This is a genomic window from Actinomadura rupiterrae, assembly GCF_024172125.1.
Classification (GTDB): domain Bacteria; phylum Actinomycetota; class Actinomycetes; order Streptosporangiales; family Streptosporangiaceae; genus Spirillospora; species Spirillospora rupiterrae.
Window position 1 is genome coordinate 908,234 of record NZ_JAMZEA010000002.1, and the last position, 21,585, is coordinate 929,818.

A 21,585-nucleotide genomic window follows, 5' to 3' on the forward strand; every position below is an offset into this window, starting at 1 on the left:
CTGGGGGGCTTTTACCGGGGGCTGTGCAGATGACGGACCGGGGGATCGGTCAGTTCGACCACGGTGTCATCCGTGAAGCAGCGTAGCCAGTACTCGCCCCCCGACCGAGGCAGCGGCACGGTGAGTTCCCCGGGAACCGGGACCTGCGTCCACGATCCGACGGTCTCGCCGTCGGTCGGGCGGTGCGGCATCACCCTTCCTCTTCGCAGGACGAGTTCCAGCGAACCCACCCGGAGCGGACGCGGCGCCGACAGCTTCACGGTGAGCGTCCGCTTCCACGGCGGTCCGCCGCGTTCCAGCTCGTACCGGACGAGCGTCCGCGCCTGCACCTCGACGGTCGCGGGCGTGCCGACGACCCGCTGGTCTCCGGCGGTGCCGACCGCGGCGACGGCCAGCTCGACCGGCTCGGCCTCGGGCACCTCGACGCGCAGCCCGCCCTGCGCCTCGTACGCGGCGCGCGTCACTGCGACGCGTTCGGGCGCGGCGGTGGGGAGGCGTCCGGCCTCGATCCGTCCTGCCGAGACCAGGTTCGCCTCGATGCGGCCGGTGGCGATCGCGTCCACGCCGATCCGCCAGCTCAGCTCGACCTCGGCCACCTCGTCCGGCCAGTCGAACCCGACGTGCACCACGCCGCCGCGCCGCTCGGCGACCAGCCGGCGCGGCGGCGGCAGGTTCACGTGCCGGTGCCGCGCGCCGACCGCGGCCGAGCCCTCGGCGACGGTGACCGCGAGCAGCCATCCGCCGCGTCCCGGCTTCACCAGGATGCCGTCCGAGGTCACCGCGTTCGGGATCCGCTTGGACGCCTTGCGCACCTCCTCGACCGGGACGATCGCGCTGCGCGGCCACGCCGGCGCCGCGTCCAGAAGGACGATCTCGGGGCTGCCGTGGCCGGGCCGCTCGAACCTTACGAGCAGCTCGTCGTCCTCGCCCGCCGACGCGTCCACGGCGATGTCGTACACCGGCTCCGGCGGCGCGGACGGCGTGACCGACACGCGCACGCCCGGCGTCGTCACCTCGCGGCCCTGCTCGTCCAGGTACACCGCGGCGATCCGGTAGTGGTGCGTCACCCCGTTCGGGACGCGTTCGGAGAACCCTTCGCGTCCGGCCGGAACCACCTTCTCGCCGCCGCGGTCGGCGCGGAACACCGCGATCCGCGCGGCCTCCGGCGGGCACCGCCAGCGCCCGGTCACCGCGCCGTCCGCAGGCGTCACCTCGATCTCGCGCGGCTCCGGACGCACCAGGACCGGCCCCGCGACGGTCGGCGGCGCGGCCGCCTCGCCCCGCACCGCGATCACCGCGTAGTACAGGTGCACGTTCACCGGCGGGTCGTCGTCCCTGGTCAACGGCATCGGCTCGCCGTCGGCGGGACCGTGCGGCGGACGGTCCCGGCGGCGCACCATGTGGTACAGCACCTCGCCCGCCGTCGACGGCGACGCCTCCCACACCAGCCGCACCGACGGCTCCGGATCCGCATGCACCGTCGCGATCAGGCTCTCGACCGGCTTCGGCGGCAGCCTTCGCTGATGCTCGGCCGCACCGGGCAGGTCCCGGACGAGCTTCAACGCGTCCGCGAGCAGCCGCCACGCCTTGTCCGGATCGCTCTCCTCAGCCGCCGCCTCCCGCAACCGCGTAGCCGTCACCACCCGATGCCGAGCCTCAGCCGCAAGCACAGCCACGTCCTCAGGCAACTCGTCGCCCCGGGCCGCATGGCGTCCGCCCGTCACGCGCCCCTCGGCCGCAGTGTCGGTGTCGGCGGACGTCTCGTCGTTCTCGGTGAGGGCGCGGGCGAACTCGGCGGCGGCGTAGATGTCGCCGGCGTCGAGGAGTTCGCGGAGGCGGTCGGCGGGGCCGGGCTGCGGGGGAGCGGCGGCGGCCGGGGCGTGCTCGCGCAGGACGGCGAACACCAGGCGGCGCGCGTCCGACGCGTCCACGCCGAGTTCCTCGGTCGCGTGCCGCAGCAGGGCGCGCTCGGACGCGCGCTGCCGGAGGCGCTCACGCAGCCGGTCCACGATGTCGTAGCGGAGCAGGTCGGTGAGGTGCGCGCTCGTGTCGTCCGGCCCCGCGCGCAGCGCGGCGAGGACGGTCTGCGCGTGCGTCGTGCTCGTGTCGCGGCTCCGGCGCGCCCACTCGGCGGCGACGGCCGCGACCGCGTCGGCGGACGGGACGAGCGGCCCACCGCCCCGGCCCGTCGCGGCGAACCCGTCCAGCACCCGCATCGGGCCGCCGATCCGCCCGCCGAACAGGAAGTCGGCGAGGTTGCGGCGGCCCAGCACGTCCAGCGACTCGCGGACCTTGGCGTACGCGGCGTACGGCGGCGCGGCGGGCAGCGCGTCCGGCTCGCGGACCTCGATCCGGCCCTGCGCGAGCGCGGTCAGCTCAGCGCCGGTCACCCCGGCCGTGCGGGCGATGTCCTCCAGCTCGCCGGGTGTCACCATCTGGATCAGCCCGCCCGCGTCGGCGAGCCGCGCCGCGGCGGTCTCCAGCCGACGCCGGGACCGCGCCGCGCCGCCCGCGAGCCGCTGCTGCAGCGGCCGGAGGTCGCCGCGCTCGGCCGCGGTGAAGATCGGCGCCAGCTCGCGGTGTTCCGCCTCCAGCCGGTCCACCAGCTTGCGGTACTTCAGCTGGCCGCGGGCCCGCCGCCAGCACTGCCGCACCTGCTTGACCCGCGCCGCGACCGCCTCCGGCGTCGGCTGGTCGGGCAGCGCGTACCGCACGCGCAGGTCCTCCGGCGGCTGGTCTCCCGCCGCCCGCGCCGGTTCCAGCACCTCCCGCTGGTAAGCCGCATCAAACCCCTGCCCCGAAGCCGCTCCCGCCCCCCGTCCAGAGCCCGACCCCGCACCCCGCCCGGAGCCCGCGCCCGCACCCCGCCCGGAGCCCCAGGCCGCTCCGCGTTCGGAGGCCGAGCCCGCACCCCGCCCGGAACCCGACCCGGCACCCCGCCCGGAGCCCGAACCCGCCCCCCGCCCGGAACCCGAACCCGCACCCCGCCCCGAGGCCGATGCCGCTCCCCACCCGGAGGCTGGAGCGGGCCCATGGCCCTGAGCCGGGCCCTGACCTTGAGCCGGGCCCTGACCTTGAGCCGGGCCCTGACCTTGAGTCGGGCCTCGACTCTCGCCGGGGCCTCGGCCCTCGGCTGGGCCTTGGCCCTGTGCCGAGTCTCGCGCCTGAGCCGGTCCCTGGGCCTGGGCCGGGCCCTGTCCTTGGGCCGGGCCTTGACTTTCGGCCGGACCTCGGCCCTGGGCCGGGCCTTGACCTTCGGCCGGTCCTCGGCCCTGGGCCGGGCCTTGACCCTGGGCCGGTCCTTGCGCCTGGGCCGGGCCGTGCCATTGGGACGGTTCCTGGCCTTGGGCCGGTTCACGGCTCTGGGCCGGGTCGTGGGCTTGGGGCGGTCGGTGGGCCGGGGCGGGGTTCTGGCCGGACGGGTGGCCGCCGGTGGTCATCGTGCGCTCAGCTCACCTTCACCCGGGACAGGGCGGTGCGGGACCGCTCGACCTCCTCCTCGGACATCCCGCCGACGTCCACCTTCAGCTCCAGCCGCTCGCCGGTCTCCTTCTCGACGGCGGTCACGTTCAGCAGCCCGGACGCGTCCAGCTCGAAGGTCACGCCGATCGGCCAGCCGGCCTGCTTGCCCGGCGGGATGCGGATCTGCCCGGTCGCGATCTCGGAGTTGTCGACCAGCTCGGCCGACTCGACCGACCCGGCCTGCTCCATCACCCGGACGTCCGCCGAGGCCTGCTCGTCGTGCACGGTGTAGAAGTCCTCGGTGTGCGCGGACGGCAGCTCGTCGTTGGCGTGCACCAGGTGCGCGACGTGCTCGGCGCCGGAGTCGCGGTCGACCACGACGATGCCGAACGCGTGCGACGCGACGGTCCGGATCCGGCGGCCCGCGATCTGCCGCTTCTGGTCGGCGGACAGCCCGGCCCGCCCGGCCATCTCCTCGGCCTGGTCGTCCTGCCCGGCTGCGAGCAGCCGCCGGTAGGTCTCCTCGAACGCGTACAGCGCCGCGCCCTTGGCGACGGCGAGGTCCGGGTCCTGGAGCCGCGGGTTCAGGCCGAGCTCGGTGGACAGCCGCGCCGCGACGACCGGCATCTTGGTCGACCCGCCGACCAGGACGAGGTCGTCGAAGTCGTCGACGCCCTTCTCCTTGGCGGTCTCCAGCGTCCGTCCGGTGATCTCGATCGTCCGGTCCAACAGGTCCCGGGTGAGCTCCTCCAGCTTCTCCCGGGTGATCTCGATCGTCGCGCTGCGTCCGTCGTGCATCACCCGGACGGTGTGCGAGGTGCGGTTGGTCAGCGACTTCTTGGCGTCCTCGGCGTCCCGGCGGAGCTGCTGCTCGGACTGCCGGTCGTCCAGGGGGTCGCCCGCGTCGGGGTGCTCGGCGCGGAACCGCTCGGCGAGGTACTCCACCAGCCGCGCGTCCCAGTCGGCGCCGCCGAGCTCGTGGTCGCCGTCGGTGCAGATGACCTCGATGTGCCCGCCGCGCAGCGTGATGACCGTGGTGTCGAACGTGCCGCCGCCGAGGTCGTACACCAGGATCGTGCGGTCCTGCTCGGGGTTCAGCACGCCGTAGGTGATCGCCGCGGCGATCGGCTCGGACACGATGTCGATGACGTTCAGCCCGGCGATCCGGCCCGCCTTGCGGGTCGCGTCGCGCTCGGCCGCGCCGAAGTAGGCCGGGACGGTCACCACCACGTCCCGGGCGTCCTCGCCGGTCTGCGTGCGCGCGTCGGTGACCAGCTTCAGCAGGATGAACGCCGACAGCTCCTCGGGGGTGTACTCGATCCCGTGGATCTCCCGGGCCACCTCGCGGCCCATGTCCCGCTTGACGAGGCTGACCACGTTCTCGGGTTCGAGGATCGCGGTGTCCTTCGCGGTCTGCCCGACGACCACGTTGTCGCCGCTCTCGAAGTACACCACCGAGGGGGTGGTGTCGGTGCCCTCCAGGTTCCGCAGGACCCCGGGGCGTCCCACATCGTCGATGGAGGCAATGCAGGAGTAGGTGGTTCCCAGGTCGATCCCGTAGACAGCCATATCCTCTTCACCTATCGCTACCGGAGTGCGGCGGAGTGCCGGGTCCGCGTCCCGCCGGGCGCGCGGCCGGCCAGGACGGGGACGTCAGCGCGCCGACCGTCGATGACCATCGTCCCGCTCCGGACGCCGCCGCGCAGTGCTCTTGACCGACTTCCCCACCCGCACACCGGCCTTCCGGACGACCCTGCCGCCCATTTCGAACCCGTCCGCGAGGACCGCGACGACCGTCCCCGCGCGGTCCGGGTCGTCCACCTCCTCCACCCCGAGGGGACGGTGCCGGGACGCGTCGTAGGGCTGGCCCGGCTCGACCTCGAACCGGACCGCGCCCGTCCTGGCCAGGGCGTCGGCGACCTCGTTCGCGCAGTCGCCGAGCAGCCTGGCCGACTGCTCGGGCCCGGGCGGGGCCGCGGCGGCCTGCCGGAGCGTGTCGTGCACCTTGTACAGCGCGGCCCGGACGGGTTCGAGCATCGACTCGATCTCGCCGCGCCGCAGCCGCTGGTTCTCCTCGTGCAGCCGGTCGATGACCGACTCGCGGTGCGCGGCCCGCCCGTCCTCCCGGTCGAACCGCTCGACCAGCTCGCGCAGCGCGTCCCGAACCTCCCCGACCGCCTCAAGCGCACCCGCGCCCGCGTCGCCTTTACCGGACGCGCCGTCGCCGGGCGTGTCACCGCCGGACGTGCCCCCCTCAACCCCGCTTTCGCCGTCCCCACGCTCGCCGCGCCCAACCTCGCGAGAGGCGCCCTCCCCGTCCCCGCGCCCGCCCGCCCCGCCCTGACGAGATGTGTCCCCGCCGTCCGCGCGCTCGACCGGCCCGGCCTGGCGCGAGGTGTCCTTCCCGTCCACGCGCTCGCCCTGCGCGGCCTCGCGAGAGGCGTCCTGGCCGTTCGCGCGTTCGCCTGGCGCGGCCTGGCGCGAGGTGTCTTTACTGTCCGCGCGTTCGCCGGACCCTGCCGCGCGAGTGGCGTCCTTGCCGTCCGCGCCTTCACCCCGCCCGGCCTCGCGTGAGGTGTCCTTGCCGTTCGCACGTTCGGCTGGCGCGGCCTCGCGCGAAGCGTCCTCGCCGGACGGGCCTTCACCAGGCGCGGCCGCGCGCGAGGCGCCCTTACCGTCTGCGTGTTCGCCTGGCCCGGCCCCGCGCGAAGCGCTCTTGCCGTTCGTGCGATCGCTGGAATCGGGCGTCGTACCGTCCGCTGCCGCGTTCCCGTCCGCGCTCGCCTCGTCCTGACCGTCCAGACCATCCGGACCGTCCGGACGCGGGGTCTCCTCCGCCTCGGGGGTCTCCCCGGGCTCACTCGCCTCGGCGGGCTCGGAGACGTCCGCGGACTTGCCGGAGCGCACGGCCACGCCGCGTTTCCGCTCGTCCCGCGAGTGTGCGCTGACTTCCCGCTTCCGATCGCTCGACACGTTGAGTCACCTTAATGGGACGAACCTCGCAGGCATAGGGCGCGCTTGACCGGCGCCTGACTTTTCCCTGGCGGGACGCGGTGCCGGGGCCGGGTTCTTCATCCGGACACGGCGGGGTAACACCACCGAAACGCGCGTCGGTGAGGCTGGTGACCTCGGAAGACATCACGGGAGGTGCCCATGCTGCTGCGGATTCGGGTTCGGCTGCCGGACCGTCCGGGATCGCTCGCGAGCGTCGCGCGCACGCTCGGCGCTGCGGGCGCGGACGTGGTGCAGATGGCGGTGCTGGAACGGGACGCCGGCCGCGCGCTGGACGACTTCACGGTCGCGTGGCCCGCCGGGGCCGCCACCGCAGGGCTGCGCGACGGCCTCACCGCCGTCCCTGGCGTCATGGTGATAGGAATCTGGCCCACGGTCGAGCCGCAGGGCGCGCACCCGGACGCCTCGCTCCTCGGCCAGCTCGCCGCCGATCCGGTGCGCGGCGCGATGACGCTCGCCGACGCGGTCCCGGCGCTGCTGTCGGCCGAGTGGGCGGGCCTCGCGGACGGCCCGTCGCTCATCTACGGCAGCTTCGGCGCTCCGGAGGCCGCGCCCGACGGCGGACGGCTCGGCCCGTCCCGCGCCCGCGCGTTCGATGGGGACGACGGCGTCCACTACGCGGCCTGCCCGGTTTCGGACGGTCTGGACCTGGTCGTCGCGCGCGGCGGCGAAGCCCCGCCCTTCCACCGCACCGAGGTGTTCCGCCTCGACCAGCTCGTGGCCGCAGCACGCGCCGTCCTAGCCGCCGCCCCAGTACGGAAGTAGCACCCGCCCGAACGCGAAAGCACCCCGCTCGGTTCCCCTCCCACAACCCACCCGCAGCCCGCGCGCAACCTGCTTGCGGCGCGCCCGCAGCCTGTGCGGCGCCCCCTTCAGCCTGTGCGGCTCTCCTGCGGCCTGCACAACCTGGGTGCGGCGCGCCTGCAGTTCGTGCGGCGCGCCTGCGGCTTGCGGGCAGCCTGGGTGCGGTGTGCCTGTAGGTCGTGCGGTGCGCCTGCGGTTCGCGCGCGATCTGGGGGCGGCGCGTGCGGAAAACGAGCAGAGAAGGCGAAACCGGACGCGGCGCGCGTGCGTCTACGTTCTTGGACACGGTTCCCGGCCGCGGCGGCGCGGTCGCGTACGGGGACCGTGTCCTTGCGCGTCCAGGCCCAGGGCCGCAGGGGCGGATCACCTACCACAGTGCGGGCCGCGCGGGGCGTATTCGGCGCTATGCCCAATAGGTAACACTCCACAGACAGTCGCGTCCTTTTGTGGTTCCCTGCCACGTGACAAAAGCGGGTCCCGACGACGAGCTGTTCGGAAGTGGTCTCTTGAGCAGTGGCTCCCACATCTTCGCGATCCCTCTTGAGAACGAGGTGCACACCGGCGAGACGCAGGACGGACGGGCGCACGAGGACGAGGCGTACCTCGTGTACGCGCCCCTGCACGGTGTCGCGTTCGCTTCGACCAAAGGACTGGTGGCGTCCCTCTCCGGCGTCCTCGCGGGCGAGGACGGGGACGAGAGCGTGGTCGAGTTCGCCCGCCAGACCGGACTCCTGGACGACCCCCCGCCGCTTCCCGTCACCCGCCAGCAGGGCGACCCGTCGCCCACCGAAGTGACGCTGTTCCTCACGACCGCGTGCAATCTGCGCTGCACCTACTGCTACGCGTCCGCGGGCGACGCCCCCGCCACGTTCATGAGCATGGACGTTGCCAAACGCGGCATCGACTTCGTCATAGACAACGCCAAGCGCCTGGGCGCGCCCTTCGCGGGAGTGCATTTCCATGGCGGCGGCGAGCCCAGCGTCCACTGGAACCTCATGACCGAGGCCCTCGCCTACGCGCGCGAGCGTGCGGGGGACCTGCGGGTCATCTCGTCCTCGGCGGGCAACGGCGTGTTCACCGACCGGCAGATCGACTGGATGATCGCCAACCTGGACGGCGGGATGAGCCTGTCGTTCGACGGCCTGCCCGAGGTGCACGACAAGCACCGTCCGACCGTCCGGGGGACGGGGTCGAGCGGGCGCGTCATGCACACGATGCGGCGGTTCACCGAGGCGGGCTACCCGTACGCGGTGCGGCTGACCGTCACCGCCGAGCAGATCCCGCTGCTGCCGGACTCGGTCGAGTTCGTCCTGGCGAACTTCACGCCCGCGCGCGTCCAGGTCGAGCCCGCCTACCAGCTCGGACGGCACGAGGGCGAGCCGGACGCCGAGACCACCGAGTTCATCGACGCCTACCGCGAGGCCCAGGCGCGCGCCGCCCGCTACGGGCACGAACTCGCCTACAGCGCGGCCCGCGTCGGCCAGCTCACCAACCACTTCTGCGGCGTCACCCAGGACAACTTCTGCATCACGCCATCGGGCAACGTGTCGGCGTGCTTCGAGGCGTTCTCCGAGGACAACGAGTTCGCGGATGTCTTCTTCTACGGCTCGTCCGGCCCGCCCGGCACCGACGGCTACACCTTCGACATGGACGCGCTCGACGGCCTGCGCGACCTGGGCGTGGAGAACCGCTCGTTCTGCGACGGCTGCTTCGCGCGCTGGAACTGCGCGGGCGACTGCTACCACAAGTCCCTCGCGACCAACGGACGCGGCGAGTTCGCCGGATCGCAGCGCTGCCACATCACCCGCGAGCTGGTGAAGGACCAGCTGCTCGCCCGCATCGCCGACGCGGGCGGCCTGGTCTGGCGCGACGGCCGCGAGGACGTCCCCTGCGCCGTGCACGGAGGCGCACATGAGTGACGTCATGCTCCCCTGGCCCGAACCCCGCCGCCCCAAAGGCGACCCCCGCCCCGAGGCCCGAGCCGAGGGCCGCGCCGAGCCGCGGGCCGGGGGCCGCCCCGTCCCTCGCGCCGAGGGCCGAGCTGAGCCCGGCGCTGGAAGTCGAGCCGAGCCGCGCGCTGAGGGCCATGCTGGGGCCCGCGCTGAGGGCCGGGCCGAGCCGCGCGCCGGGGCCCGCGCTGAGGGGCGAGGCGGGTCTCGCGCTGGGGGACGGGCGCGGGGGGCGGCGCCGCATTATGAGTTGCGGAGTGTGATGGACGATGGGACGGCCGGTCCTGTCGAGGTGCTGCCGATCGTGAAGCCGCCGTGGGAGGCCAAGGCCGGGCGGCGCGGGTTCCTCGGCGCGGGCATCGCGTCGTCGGTCGCGGCGGCGATGCTGCTCAGCGCGTGCGGGACCGAGGAGAACAGGAACACGCCGTCCTTCACCCCGTCCGAATCGGACTCGCCGTCGGATTCCCCGTCCGACACCTACACGCCTTCAGAAGAGCCGTCCGACGAACCCTCCGATGAGCCGTCCGACGAGCCGACGGACGAGCCCTCGGACACGCCGTCCGACGACGACACGGGCGGTGGGGTCGGCGGCGGACGGATCTGCACCTGCAACAAGGTGTGCACCTGCATCCCGGTTTGCCAGGCGCACCGGCTACTGGACGCCGATCCGGTCGTCCGCCGGATGGCCGAGACCGTCGTGGTCGCGATGGGCCTGGACGAGCTGCCCTACCTGGAATGGGCCGCGGACGAGGCCGCGCCCGCGCTGAGCCGCCGGATCGCGCGGCTCGTCGCGGAACTCCAGGCCGGACGCCGCCTCCGCCCGGACGACCTGCACGGGTTCGACTGCGATCCGTATCTCGACTCCGGCGATCCGGTCGTCGCGATGATGGCGGCGCAGGTGCTCACGCTGCGGGCGCGCTTCCTCGGAACGCGCCTGACCGGTCCTCTCGCCGACCGTGCCGCGGAGGCGTTGCGCGCCGGGCAGGTCCTGCACGCCGAACGCCGCCTCGCCTGGACGGCCTGATGCCCGGTCCTGCCCAGCAGCCGTCCTGCTCCCAATCATCTGCTACGGAACCATCTGGTTTCGAAGTAGATGGTTCCGAGCCGTCCGATATCCGGACGGCCTGATACCTGGGCGGTCTGGCGTCCTGCGGGGTGACGCCGGCCGTTCCGGGCCTCGCCCTGCTCTGGCCCTCGCGGCTCAGAGCAGGGCGAGGACTCCTTCCAGATCGGTGAGGTTCGCGTCCGAACCGAGCCCCTGCGCGACGGTCGCGGCGGCGGCCGTCCCCCACCGCGCGGCCTCCACCAGGGGGAGCCCGCGCAGCAGCGCCGACAGGTAGCCCGCGCAGTACGCGTCGCCGCAGCCCGTGGTGTCGACGACCGGGACGTCCAGCGCCGGGACGCGGTGCACATCCTCGCGCGTGGCGACCAGGCTGCCCTCGGCGCCGAGCGTGACGACGACCGAGGCCGGCCCCTCGGCGAGCAGCATCCGCGCGGCCAGTTCCGGGTCGTCCTCGCCGGTGAGCGAGGCGGCCTGCTCCTCGTTGGGCAGGACGTGGTCGACGTGCGCGAGGAAGCCGCGCGCGCCGTCCAGCAGGTCCGGCATGTTGGACAGGAAGTCCATCGTCACGATCGTCCCGGACGAGCGGGCGGCGTCGAGCGCGCCGAGGAACGCCGGGTCGTTCAGGCCGAACGTGACGTCCGGGCCGCCGAGGTGGACGGCGTCGGCGGCCACGAGCAGCCCCGGGTCGACGGAGTTCGCGGTGAGCGTGAGGTTCGCGCCGGGCGCGTGGAAGGACGGCCGGCCGCCGTCCGCCCGGATCGGCAGCACCGACGCGGCGGTCTGCGCGTCCGCGCGCCGGACCAGCCCGCTCACGTCCACGCCGTGCCGCGTCATCAGGACGGTCAGCAGGTCGCCGAGGTCGTCGTCGCCGATCGCGCCGACCGACACGACCTGGTTGCCGAGGTGCGCGAGCGCCACGGCCGTCCCCGCGGCGGACCCGGCCGCGGTCACCCTGACCTCCTCGACCACGACCGTGCCCTGACCGTCGGGGAGCTCGTCCACCGGGCGGGCCAGGACGTCCACGATGTGCGCACCGACGGTCAGTACCACCACGGCGGGTCTCCCTCAGAAGATCGTCAGGGCCGTAGCCTACGACTCCGGACGGCTCGGATGTGGGGAGTGGACGCATGTACTGGGGAGCGCGCACGGACGTCGCGCGGGCGGGACGCCGCGTGGTGGAGGCCGGGCTGGTCGGAGGCGCCGCGGGCAACGTCAGCGAGCGAAGCGGGGACCGCGTGATCGTGACGCCTGGAGGCGCGCGGCTGCACGAGCTGACCGACCGGGACTGCCCGGTTTTGACCCTGGATGGACGGGTCGTGGACGGCCAGCAGACGCCGTCGTCCGAAACGCCGATGCACCTCGCGATCTACCGCGCCACCGACGCGGGCGCGATCGTCCACACGCACTCGGCCAACTGCGTCGCCGTATCGACCGTCCTGGACGTGCTGCCTCCCATCCACTACTACACGCTGATGCTGGGCGGCGTCGTGCGCGTCGCCGAGTACGCGACATACGGGACGCCCGAACTGGCGCGCAACGTGCTGGCGGCGCTGGAAGGCGGCCGACGCGCAGCGCTCATGGCGAACCACGGCGCGGTCGCGCTCGGCCGCGACCTGGACGAGGCGATCGAGAACGCGCAGCTCCTGGAATGGCTGTGCGGCGTCTACATCTCCGCCAAAACCCTGGGCGAACCCCGCGCCCTGACCGACGCCCAACTAGGCGAAGCAGTCGAACGCTTCGCCGCCCCCTCCTACACCCACCCCTCCTAACCCCGCCCGCACAGCACCACACACCCTCGCCCCCACACGTCCGCCCCGGCGCCATGCAACCCCGCATCCGGCACGGCCGGCCCGGTGCCGTGCTGCCTCGCGTCTGCTACGGACGCCTCGATGCTGGTGCAATTCCACATCCGGGACGGACGCCTCGGTTCTGCGTTGCCTCGCGTTCGGTGCGGCCGCTCCGGTGCCGTGCAGTCTCGCGTCCGCCGGGGACGCCTCGACGCTGGTGCAGCTCCGCATCCTTCACGGACGCCTCGGTATTGCGTTGCCTCGCGTCCGGCGCGGCCGCTCCGGTGCCGTGCAGCCTCGCGCTCGCCGCGGACGCCTCAGCACCGGTGCACACCTGCATCCGCGGACGTTTCGGTGCCGGTGTAGGCATTTGGCACGGAGGCTTCAGTGCCGTGCAGTCTCGCGTGCGGCACTGATGTCTTAGCGCCGGTGCAACCTCGTATCGAGGACGAGCGTCTCGGTGCTGTGCAACCCGCACGCGGCACGGAGGTCTGGGCGCCGGTGCAGCTCCGAATTCGGCGCGGGCGTCTCGGGTGCTGGAGCAGCTCTGCATCCGGGAGGGACGCCTCCGCGCTGTGCAACCCCGCACCTGGCGCGGACGCTTCGGTGCTGTGCGGTTCCGACGCCTCGGCGTCGCGGTGCGGGCCGGCGTCGGGCGGTGGCGGGTGGTGGTGCGTAACCTAGCGCTTGCTAGGGAGCATCGCGTCCGTCGCGAGAAGGGAAGTCCATGTCCGACTTCGTGCTGGTCGAGCGGCCCCGTCCGCACATCGCGCTGGTCACGCTGAACCGGCCCGAGCGGATGAACGCGATGGCGTTCGACGTCATGGTCCCCTTCCGCGACACGTTGGCCGAAATCTCGCGCGACAACGACGTCCGCGCGGTCGTGGTCACCGGCGCCGGGCGCGGCTTCTGCTCCGGCGCCGACCAGGAGTCGCCCGGCCGGATACCCGGCATCGACGGGCTCACGGTGTCCACGATCGCGCTGCGCTCGATGGAGCTGCTCGACGACGTGATCCGGACGCTGCGCCGCATGCACCAACCGGTGATCGCGGCGGTGAACGGCCCGGCGATCGGCGGCGGGCTGTGCCTGGCACTCGCAGCGGACGTCCGGCTCGCCGCGTCCGGCGACGCCTACTTCCGCGCCGCCGGGATCAACAACGGGCTCACGGCGAGCGAGCTGGGCCTGTCCTACCTGCTGCCGCGCGCGATCGGGTCGTCCCGCGCGTTCGAGATCATGCTGTCCGGACGGGACGTGGACGCCGCCGAGGCCGAGCGCATCGGCCTGGTCTCGCGCGCCGTCGAGCCGGACAAGCTGCTGGACGCCTGCTACGACCTCGCCGACCGGATCGCCGGGTTCAGCCGTCCGGGCGTCGAGCTGACCAAGCGCATGCTGTGGGCGAGCCTGGATTCCGGAAGCCTCGACGCGCACATGGACCACGAGGGGCTCGGCCAGCTCTTCGTCCGGCTCACCACGCGCAACTTCGAGGAGGCCACCGCCGCGCGCAAGCAGGGCCGTCCGCCGCGCTTCGCCGACTGAGGCGTGTGATGTGATGGGCGGGTGCCGAGCCTGAGCCACGAGGGGGCGCGCGCCCGCCTGGCCGCCGCGCCGGTCGCCCGGCTCGCCACGGTCGCGCCGGACGGCCGCCCGCACCTCGTCCCGATCACGTTCGCGCTGGCGCGGGGCAGCGTGTTCACGGCCGTGGACCACAAGCCCAAGGCCAGCCGCGACCTGCGGCGGCTCGCGAACCTCCGCGCGAACCCGCGCGCCGCCGTCCTCGCCGACCACTACGACGACGACTGGGACCGCTTGTGGTGGGTCCGCGCGGACTGCCGCGCACACGCCATCACCGACCCGTCCGCGATGGCCGCGCCCCTGGACCTCCTCGCCGCCCGCTACCCCCGCTACCGCGACCAACGCCCCGACGGCCCGCTGATCGAGCTGGTCATCGACCGCCTCTCTGGTTGGACGGCCCAGCCCTAACGCCCGCCCAGACGGCCCGTCCCCCAGATGCGACCGCAAAGCGCGCGATCCCCGCCGCGCGCGGATCGCCCAACTCTCAGCCCGGCCGGATGGCGCCCCCCAGCGCGGGCCGCAGCGCGCGCGACTCTCGACGCGTGCGGATCGCGTGTCTCCCGGCTCGGCTGGACGGCGCGCCCCCGAGCGGCCGCATAGTGCGCGCTCCCGGCCTGCGCGGATGGCGCGCCCCCGGCCCGGCCGGACGGCGCTCCCCAACGCGGGCCGCAGCGCGCGCGACTCTCGACGCGTGCGGATCGCGTGTCTCCCGGCTCGGCTGGACGGCGCGCCCCCGAGCGGCCGCATAGTGCGCGCTCCTGGCTTGCGCGGATGGCGTGCCCCCGGCCCGGCCGGATGGCGCGCCCCAGCGCGGGCCGCAGCGCGCGCGACTCTCGACGCGTGCGGATCGCGTGTCTCCCGGCTCGGCTGGACCCCCGAGCGGCCGCATAGTGCGCGCTCCTGGTCTGCGCGGATGGCGCGCCCCCCGGCCCGGCCGGACGGCGCGTGCGCCCCAGCGCGGGCCGCGAAGACTTCCGGCGCTCGGGGATTGCGCGACTCCTTGCTCGGCTGGACGGCCCGTCCCAGCACGGCCGCAAGGTGCGCGCTTCCGGCCTGCGTGGATGGCGCGTGACTCCCAGCGCGGCCGGGCGGCGTGGCCCCAGAGTGGCCGGACGGCTTGCGACTCCCGGCGCGCGGGGAGCGCGCGGCTTCTAGCTTGGCTGGATTGCGCGGCCCCGAGAGCGGCCGGGCGTGGCGCGGCTCTCAGGCTGGGGGGGTTAGTCCCAGGCTTTGGCGATGGTTTGGAGGCGGGCGGAGTATTCGATTTGGGATGACCATTCTGTTGGCCAGGCGTCCATGCCTTGGTGGGCGCCGGCGAAGGCGCCTGCTAGGCAGGCGATGGAGTCGGAGTCGCCGGAGCTGGCCGCGCCTCGCCAGATCGCCGAGACCGGGTCGTCCGGAAACAGCAGGAAACAGTAGAGGCCGGTCGCGAAGGCCTCCTCTGCGATCCAGCCTGCGCCGGTCGCGGCGCAGGGGTCGGCGGTGCGGTCGGGGTGCAGGAGCGCCGCGTCCAGGCGGTCGAGGACGGCGAGGCAGTCGTCCCAGCCGCGCGCGATGAACGCCTCGGGGGACGCGTCCTGCGCGTGCGTCCACAGCGCGCCGAGCCAGTCCTCCCGGTACACCGTGCGCTGCGCGAGCGCGCGCTCCCGCAGGGTGGCGGGGAGGGCGGCGGGGGCCATGCCGTCGGCGAGCCAGCGGGTGGTGAAGGCCGTCAGCTCGCTCGCCGCGAGGGCAGTGGGGTGGCCGTGCGTGAGCGCCGCCTGGAGCTGGGAAGCGCCCGCGAGCGAGTCGTCGGTGAGGCCCGGAGCGAGGCCGACCGGCGTGACCCGCATGTTCGCGCCGCAGCCTTTGGATCCGATCTGCGTCGCCTCTTCCCAGGGGAGGCCGCGGTCCAGGCGCTCGCAGGCGCGCAGGCAGGTGTTTCCGGGCGCGCGGTTGTTCTCCGGGTCGTGCAGCCAGTCGACGAAGCGCCGCCGCCACATCGGGGTGATCAGCTTGGCGGTGAACGGCGGGTTGCGTAGGGCGTCGACCAGGCCCTCGGCCACGGCCAGCGCCATCTGCGTGTCGTCGGTGACGAGCGCGGGCGTCCGCTCGAAGTCGCGCGGACCGTCCTGGCCGAACCGCTCGTGGATCTGCTTCATGTTCAGGAACTCGGTGGGCGCTCCCAACGCGTCCCCGTAGGCCAGGCCGAACAGGCTCCCGCTGACTCGTCTCATCTGGCCCATTGTGCCCCGGACGCGTAGGTTCCCGGCGTCATGCCGTAGTACCGGACGAACCATCGGTGCATGTGACTCTGGTCGGCGAAGCCCGTGAGCGCAGCCGCGTCAGCGGCCGGTGTCCCCGCGCGCAGGAGCTTGCGCGCCTCGCGGAGCCGCAGCTGCCTTTGGTAGTCGCTCGGCGCCATTCCGTAGGCGCGACGGAAACCCCGGTACAGCGCGAAACGGCTGCTCCCGGCGGCTTCGGCCAGTTCGTCGGCAGTCACGTCCGCCAAGGGCTGGTCGTGCAGGATCTCTCGTGCGCGCGCGACAGCGCCGTCCGGCTGGGGGCGAGGAGCGGAGAGGCGCGCGGCGCGATGGGCGAGGGCCGTCACGGCGCGGGTGGTCAGCTCGTCCCGGCGGAGGGCGGACGCGCCGCCGACCAGCCCGCTGTGCAGGTCGCGCAGGCTCGCCGCAAGCACCGGATCGGACACCACCGGGGACGCGAACAGCGGCACGCCGCCCCGGATCCGCGCGTCCGTGAGGACGTCCTCGACCAGCTCAGGCCCCAGATGGACGATCCGGTAGGTGAATCCGAGCGCGTCCGCGGCCTGCCCGTCGTGCGGATCGTCCGGGTTGAACGCCATGACCATCCCGGCGGCGCTGGTGTGCGCGCCGCCCCGGCAGCGGAACGCCTGCGCACCCGCCTCCGTCACGCCGAACGAGTACGTCTCGTGGCTGTGCCGGTGGTACACGTGCCGCTCGAAATGCGCGTACATGGCCTCGACCGGACGGTCCGGCGCCCGCCAGTACCGCGTCCACTCCCTTTCCGCCCGTCCGTCCCCGTCCATCCGTCCATGGTGGCGCACGAGCGTTCAAGACCACGACCTGCGGGTTCGGTGATGCTCGTCGCATGCGCTTCGACACCAAGATCGCCATCGTGGTCCGCGACGACCTGGCCGCCTGGCAGCGGCTCAACGTGACCGCGTTCCTGTCCAGCGCGGTCGCCGCGGGGGAGCCCGCCCTGATCGGGGAGCCCTACGAGGACGCCTCGGGTAACCGCTACCTCCCGATGTTCGGCCAGCCCGTCCTCGTCTACGTGGCGTCGGCCGAGCAGTTGGCGGCGGCTCATGCGCGCGCGCTCACGCGGGACGACATCCGTGAGGCCGTCTATATCGAGGACATGTTCAAGACCGGGAACGACGCCGACAACCGCGCGACCGTGGCGGACCGCGCGTCCGATGACCTTCCCCTAGTCGGGATCGCCCTGCACGGCCCGCGCAACCCCATCGACAAGATCCTCAAGGGGCTGCCGCTGCACCCGTGATGCCGACGAGGTCCGCGAGCCGGTTCCGGTGCATTGCGGGCGGGCCGAAAAGCTCCTGGGACGACTTCGCGCGCTTGAAGTACAGGTGCGCGTCGTGCTCCCAGGTGAAGCCGATGCCGCCGTGGAGCTGGATCGTCTCGCCCGCGACGTGGAAGTAGGCATCCGAGCAGAACGCCTTGGCGAGCGCGGCGGCCACCGGAAGCTCGCCGGGGGAGTCGTCGGCGGCCGCGGCCGCGTTGAGCATCGCCGACCGCGCCGACTCCACCTGGACGAACATGTCCGCGCAGCGGTGCTTGACCGCCTGGAAGCTCCCGATCGGACGTCCGAACTGCTCCCGCACCTTCGCGTAGTCGACGGTCATCTGGAGCGCTCGTTCGGCCCCGCCGACCTGTTCGGCGGCGAGCAGCGCGGCGGCGACATCGCGTGCGCGCGCGAGGACGGCTTCGGCATCGGACGAGATCAGAAGTGCGTCCACGTTCTCGAAGTGGAGGCGGGCGAGCTTGCGCGTCTGGTCGAGCGTGGGCAGCGGCGTCCTGGTCAGGCCGGGTGCGTCGCCGTCCACCGCGAACAGCGCGACGCCAGTGCCGCTGCCGCTGCCGGTGTCTGTGCCGGTGCCGGTGCTGGTGCCGGTTCGGGCCGTGACGAGGACGAGGTCGGCCGTGTGGCCGTCCAGGACGTAGGTCTTGGTGCCGGTGAGGCGGCCGTCCTCGCAGGTCATCGCGGGCGGGGCGGCCCAGCGGTCGTCCTCCGTCCAGGCGAGGGTGGCGATGGTCGTCCCGTCCGCGATGCCGGGAAGGTCGTCCGTGGCGCCGGCCGCGAGGAGCGCGGGCAGGGCGAGGCCGACCGTGGCGAGGAACGGGCCGCAGTACAGGACGCGTCCCATCTCCTCGAACACGACGGCCAGCTCCCGCACGCCGAACCCGGACCCGCCGTGCTCCTCCGGCACGGCGAGCCCCTGAAGGCCCAGCTCACCGGCCATCCGCCGCCACAGCTCGCGGTCGAAGCCGTCGCGCGTCGCCATTTGCCGCCGCGCCTCGGCGACGGGCGCGTGCTCGGCGAAGAAGCGGCGCAGCATGGCGCGCAGCTCCCGCAGCTCCTCGGTCTCGACCAGGCCCATCGCCCGCCTCCCGACGCAGTTCGGCCAAACGCTTGCTTGGCAAGCATAAGGGTCGCCGGACGCGCGCGGCCAGGCGGACGTGCGCGGGCAGGCGGACGTGCGCGGGCCGCCGGACGTGCGCGAGCCGCCGGATGTGCGCGGGCAGGCGGATGCCGCTGGGCGCGTCCGGACGGGGGGCGCGTATGGGCGGGCGGACGCATGCGGGTTAGCGGACTCGCACGGGTCAGCGGATGCCTACTGGTCAGCGGATGGTCGTGTCGTCCAGGGACTCCAGGAGTACGCGCAGTGCCGTGTCGAACTGCTCGCGCTGCTCGGGTGAGAGCGCGGACAGCATCCGCGCCACGTTGTCGACGTGCGGGCCCATCAGCCCGTCGATCAGGTCGAGCCCGCGCGGCGTGAGCCGGATCCGGACCGACCGCCGGTCGGAGCCGTCCCGGACCCGCTCGACCAGCCCCTTCGCCTCCAGCTTGTCGATCCGGTTCGTGATCGCCCCGGACGTGACGAGCGACGCCTTCAGCAGCGCGCCGGGTGTCAGGGCGTAGGGCTCGCCCGAGCGGCGCAGCGTGGCGAGCATGTCGAACTCGTGGTTCTCCAGGCCGTGCTGCCGGTAGAACTCGTGGTTGGCCTGCTGGAGCCGGTGCCGGAGCCGCGCGATCCTGCCGTTCGCGCCCATCGCCCAGAGGTCCAGGTCGGGCCGCTCGCGGGCCCACTGTTCGAGGATCGCGTCCATCGCGTCGCCCATGCGCACTCCCTCTGCGACGTATCTCTCAACGCTAAGAGACTTGACGTTCAACTACCTCTGTGATGTTATCTCAACGTTGAGATTATCAAGATGAAGGAGTTCGCGCGATGGCCTCCACCCGGACCACCTCCGAGCCCGTCCAGACAGACCAGACCACCGAGCCCGTCCAGACCGCTCAGGCCGCCGCCCAGGCCGCAGGCCGGGCAGTGGCCGATGCCCCGGAGAAGGTGCCGCTACGGCGCTGGCTCGGCGTGGGGGCGGTCGCCTCCGGGACGTTCGCGATGGTCACCCTCGAACAGCTCCCGGTCGGCCTGCTCAGCTCCGTCGGCTCCGACCTGCACGTCTCGGAGGGGACGGCCGGGCTGATGGTGACCGTCCCGGGCCTGGTCGCGTCGGCCGCCGCGCCGCTGCTGCCGGTCGCGATCCGCCGCCTCGACCGCCGGCACGTGCTGATCGGGCTGATCTCCCTGATGGTCGCGGCGAACCTGCTGACCGCGCTCGCCCCGAACTTCGGCACGCTCCTCGCCGCCCGCTTCCTGGTCGGCATCGGCATCGGCGGCTTCTGGGCGATGGCCGCCGGGATCGCCGTGCGGCTCGTGCCGTCCCATGCCGTCCCGAAGGCGACGGCCCTGACCTTCGGCGGCGCGACGGCCGCGAACGTCCTCGGCATCCCGGCCGGGACCCTGATCGGCAGCGTCACCGACTGGCGGATCGCGTTCGTCTCGGTCGCCGTCCTCGGCCTGCTGATCGTCGGCGCGCTGGTCGCGCTGCTCCCGTCGCTGCCCGCCGACAACGCGGTGCGGCTGCGGGCGCTCGGCGAGCAGCTGCGGGTCCCGGCCGTCCGGACGGGCATCCTCGCGACGTTCTTCCTGGTGAGCGGGAACTTCGCGGCCTTCACCTTCGTGAACCCCCTGCTCCGCGACCTGTCCGGCCTGCCGGGCAAGTCGGTCGGCGGCCTGCTGCTCCTGTTCGGCGCGGCCGGGATCGCGGGCAACTTCCTGGCCGGGATGCTGCTCTCCCGCGACGTCCGCCGGACGATCATGACCGTCAGCCTCACCCTCGCCGCCGTCCTGGCCCTCTTCCCGCTGCTCGGCGCGAAACCGGTCGGCGGCGTGGCGCTCCTCGTCCTCTGGGGACTGGCCTTCGGCGGCATCCCGGTCAGCGTCCAGACCTGGATCCTGCGCTCGGCCCCGGACGCCGCCGAAGCGGCCACCGCCCTCAACACCGCGCTCTTCAACCTCGCGATCGCGCTCGGCGCCCTGTTCGGCGGGCTGGTCGTCGACCACCTCGCGCTCCGGGGCGTCCTGTGGCTCGGCGCCGTCCTGATCCTCGGCACCTCCGCCGCGATCTACCGCGCCCGAGGCAACTGACCGTAGCCCCCCAGCGTCGCCAGCCACCGTCCTTAGCCACTGACCGTAGCCACCCAGCAGCGCCGCCGACCGGGGCGGTGCGGCGTCAGACGAGTGTCAGACGCCGCATCCGCCCTGGTCGGCGGCGTTCTGACAACTTGACGACACCGGATCCCTTGTTGACATCCGGGCCGAGCCGTGACGCTTCGGCGTGGTGAGCCGCCCCTGGCGGTGGCTCCGCCCACGGAGCTTTCCCGGTCCAGCACAGGAGATCCGATGAAGTCGCGTTCCCGCGCCGCCGTCCTCTCGGCGGCGGTCCTGCTCGCCGCCCTGACGGGTGCGCCCGAGGCATCGGCGGCGCCGGCGCGGGCCCCCAGGGCCCTTCCGAGCGTGGACATGGAGGCCGTCGTCAAGGCGGCCCAGATCGACCCGCGGCGTCCCGACAGCACGCTCACGCCGGGCGCGAAGGCGAGCGTCCTGCTCGTCGAGCGGGCGCTGTCCGACCGGCACCTGCTCGACAAGAAGTGGGTGGACGGCTACTTCGGCACGATGACGGTCGACGCCTTCGCGAAGTACCAGAAGTCGCTCGGCTACACCGGGCTCGGCGCGAACGGGCTGCCCGGCAAGGCGTCCCTCACCAAGCTCGGTGAGGGACGCTTCAAGGTCGCCCACGTCATCACGCCCGGACCGCGCGTCCACATCGGCGCGTTCGTCATCAACGTCCGGACGCAGAAGATGCTCGCCGAGGCGCAGCGGCTCCTGCACCGCAGGCTGACGCTCGACCAGGGGTCCTACAACCCCGGCGGCGACCCGACGTCCGCGGGCACCCACGACGGCGGCGGCGTCGTGGACGTGGACGTCAAGGGCATGAGCGCCGCGACCCGCACCTCGGTCGCCCGCGCGCTGCGCCGCGTCGGCTTCGCCGCCTGGGTCCGCAACCCCTCGCAGGGCGACTGGCCGTGGCACATCCACGCCGCCGCGATCAACGACACCGACCTGTCGAGCCAGGCGCAGCACCAGATCGGCGACTACTACCTCGGCGAGAACGGCCTGGCCGGCCGCGGCCCGGACGACGGCCCGAAGGTCACCCCGATCCGGACGTGGGAGGAGTACCTCCGCCTCGTCCACCCGACCCGTCCCTGACCCCCGTTCCCGACGCTCCCGCCCCTGACCCCCCGCGCCTGCCCCCGCGCCTGGACCCCCGC

General features: G+C 73.4%; 17 protein-coding genes. 9 read left to right on the plus strand and 8 right to left on the minus strand.

Annotation, left to right across the window (positions count from 1 at the left end; genetic code table 11):
- Positions 1–11: 11 nt before the first annotated feature.
- The 3 genes from FHU30_RS08690 to FHU30_RS46955 form a co-directional block, all read right to left on the minus strand.
- A complete protein-coding gene (locus tag FHU30_RS08690; RefSeq protein WP_253873754.1) occupies positions 12–2,765 on the minus strand; it encodes a SaeA-related protein in 2,754 nt (917 codons plus the stop codon).
- Positions 2,766–3,447: 682 nt separating this feature from the next.
- Complete coding sequence (locus tag FHU30_RS08695; RefSeq protein ID WP_253873756.1) at positions 3,448–5,031, minus strand: Hsp70 family protein; 1,584 nt, start codon at positions 5,029–5,031, stop codon at positions 3,448–3,450.
- Positions 5,032–5,115: 84 nt separating this feature from the next.
- Positions 5,116–6,435 (minus strand): nucleotide exchange factor GrpE, encoded by a 1,320-nt coding sequence (locus tag FHU30_RS46955; protein WP_253873758.1) that lies wholly within the window; start codon positions 6,433–6,435, stop codon positions 5,116–5,118.
- A 180-nt stretch (positions 6,436–6,615) separates the two neighbouring features.
- Between FHU30_RS46955 and FHU30_RS08705 the strand changes: the two genes are divergently transcribed.
- The 3 genes from FHU30_RS08705 to FHU30_RS08715 all read left to right on the plus strand — a co-directional run bounded on the left by FHU30_RS08705 (position 6,616) and on the right by FHU30_RS08715 (position 10,251).
- Complete coding sequence (locus FHU30_RS08705) at positions 6,616–7,239, plus strand: ACT domain-containing protein (protein ID WP_253873760.1); 624 nt, start codon at positions 6,616–6,618, stop codon at positions 7,237–7,239.
- Positions 7,240–7,784: 545 nt separating this feature from the next.
- Positions 7,785–9,197: a radical SAM protein gene (locus tag FHU30_RS08710; protein ID WP_253873762.1), complete on the plus strand. Its 1,413-nt coding sequence runs from the start codon at positions 7,785–7,787 to the stop codon at positions 9,195–9,197.
- 292 nt (positions 9,198–9,489) lie between these two features.
- Positions 9,490–10,251 (plus strand): PT domain-containing protein, encoded by a 762-nt coding sequence (locus FHU30_RS08715; RefSeq protein WP_253873764.1) that lies wholly within the window; start codon positions 9,490–9,492, stop codon positions 10,249–10,251.
- A gap of 177 nt (positions 10,252–10,428) precedes the next feature.
- On the opposite strand, the gene FHU30_RS08720 is transcribed toward FHU30_RS08715, so the two are convergent.
- Entirely contained in the window at positions 10,429–11,343 is a 915-nt protein-coding gene (locus tag FHU30_RS08720; RefSeq protein WP_253873766.1) for a carbohydrate kinase family protein, read from the minus strand.
- A gap of 74 nt (positions 11,344–11,417) precedes the next feature.
- On the opposite strand from FHU30_RS08720, the gene FHU30_RS08725 reads away from it, so the two are divergent.
- The 3 genes from FHU30_RS08725 to FHU30_RS08735 all read left to right on the plus strand — a co-directional run bounded on the left by FHU30_RS08725 (position 11,418) and on the right by FHU30_RS08735 (position 14,058).
- Complete coding sequence (locus FHU30_RS08725; RefSeq protein ID WP_253873768.1) at positions 11,418–12,059, plus strand: class II aldolase/adducin family protein; 642 nt, start codon at positions 11,418–11,420, stop codon at positions 12,057–12,059.
- A gap of 745 nt (positions 12,060–12,804) precedes the next feature.
- Complete coding sequence (locus FHU30_RS08730) at positions 12,805–13,614, plus strand: enoyl-CoA hydratase (RefSeq protein ID WP_253873770.1); 810 nt, start codon at positions 12,805–12,807, stop codon at positions 13,612–13,614.
- A 21-nt stretch (positions 13,615–13,635) separates the two neighbouring features.
- On the plus strand, positions 13,636–14,058 hold the full coding sequence (locus tag FHU30_RS08735; protein ID WP_253873772.1) for a TIGR03668 family PPOX class F420-dependent oxidoreductase: 423 nt from the start codon (positions 13,636–13,638) through the stop codon (positions 14,056–14,058).
- Between the two features lie 809 nt (positions 14,059–14,867).
- Here FHU30_RS08735 and FHU30_RS08740 read toward each other — a convergent pair.
- Together FHU30_RS08740 and FHU30_RS08745 are read right to left on the minus strand one after the other, a co-directional pair.
- The gene (locus FHU30_RS08740; RefSeq protein WP_253873774.1) at positions 14,868–15,866 is read right to left on the minus strand and encodes an ADP-ribosylglycohydrolase family protein; all 999 of its coding nucleotides are present in this window, start codon (positions 15,864–15,866) and stop codon (positions 14,868–14,870) included.
- A complete protein-coding gene (locus tag FHU30_RS08745; RefSeq protein ID WP_253873775.1) occupies positions 15,863–16,696 on the minus strand; it encodes an AraC family transcriptional regulator in 834 nt (277 codons plus the stop codon). The genes FHU30_RS08740 and FHU30_RS08745 overlap by 4 nt, the downstream gene beginning before the upstream one ends.
- Positions 16,697–16,758: 62 nt before the next feature.
- On the opposite strand from FHU30_RS08745, the gene FHU30_RS08750 reads away from it, so the two are divergent.
- Positions 16,759–17,172: a DUF2000 domain-containing protein gene (locus tag FHU30_RS08750; protein WP_253873777.1), complete on the plus strand. Its 414-nt coding sequence runs from the start codon at positions 16,759–16,761 to the stop codon at positions 17,170–17,172.
- Here FHU30_RS08750 and FHU30_RS08755 read toward each other — a convergent pair.
- Together FHU30_RS08755 and FHU30_RS08760 are read right to left on the minus strand one after the other, a co-directional pair.
- Entirely contained in the window at positions 17,147–18,289 is a 1,143-nt protein-coding gene (locus FHU30_RS08755) for an acyl-CoA dehydrogenase family protein (protein WP_253873779.1), read from the minus strand. The two genes, FHU30_RS08750 and FHU30_RS08755, sit on opposite strands and share 26 nt — an antisense overlap.
- Before the next feature lie 241 nt (positions 18,290–18,530).
- A complete protein-coding gene (locus tag FHU30_RS08760; protein WP_253873781.1) occupies positions 18,531–19,031 on the minus strand; it encodes a MarR family winged helix-turn-helix transcriptional regulator in 501 nt (166 codons plus the stop codon).
- A gap of 107 nt (positions 19,032–19,138) precedes the next feature.
- On the opposite strand from FHU30_RS08760, the gene FHU30_RS08765 reads away from it, so the two are divergent.
- Positions 19,139–20,401, plus strand: a complete 1,263-nt coding sequence (locus tag FHU30_RS08765) for an MFS transporter (protein WP_253873783.1) — start codon at positions 19,139–19,141, stop codon at positions 20,399–20,401.
- Positions 20,402–20,656: 255 nt separating this feature from the next.
- Positions 20,657–21,523, plus strand: a complete 867-nt coding sequence (locus FHU30_RS08770; protein ID WP_253873785.1) for a peptidoglycan-binding domain-containing protein — start codon at positions 20,657–20,659, stop codon at positions 21,521–21,523.
- Positions 21,524–21,585: the final 62 nt, after the last annotated feature.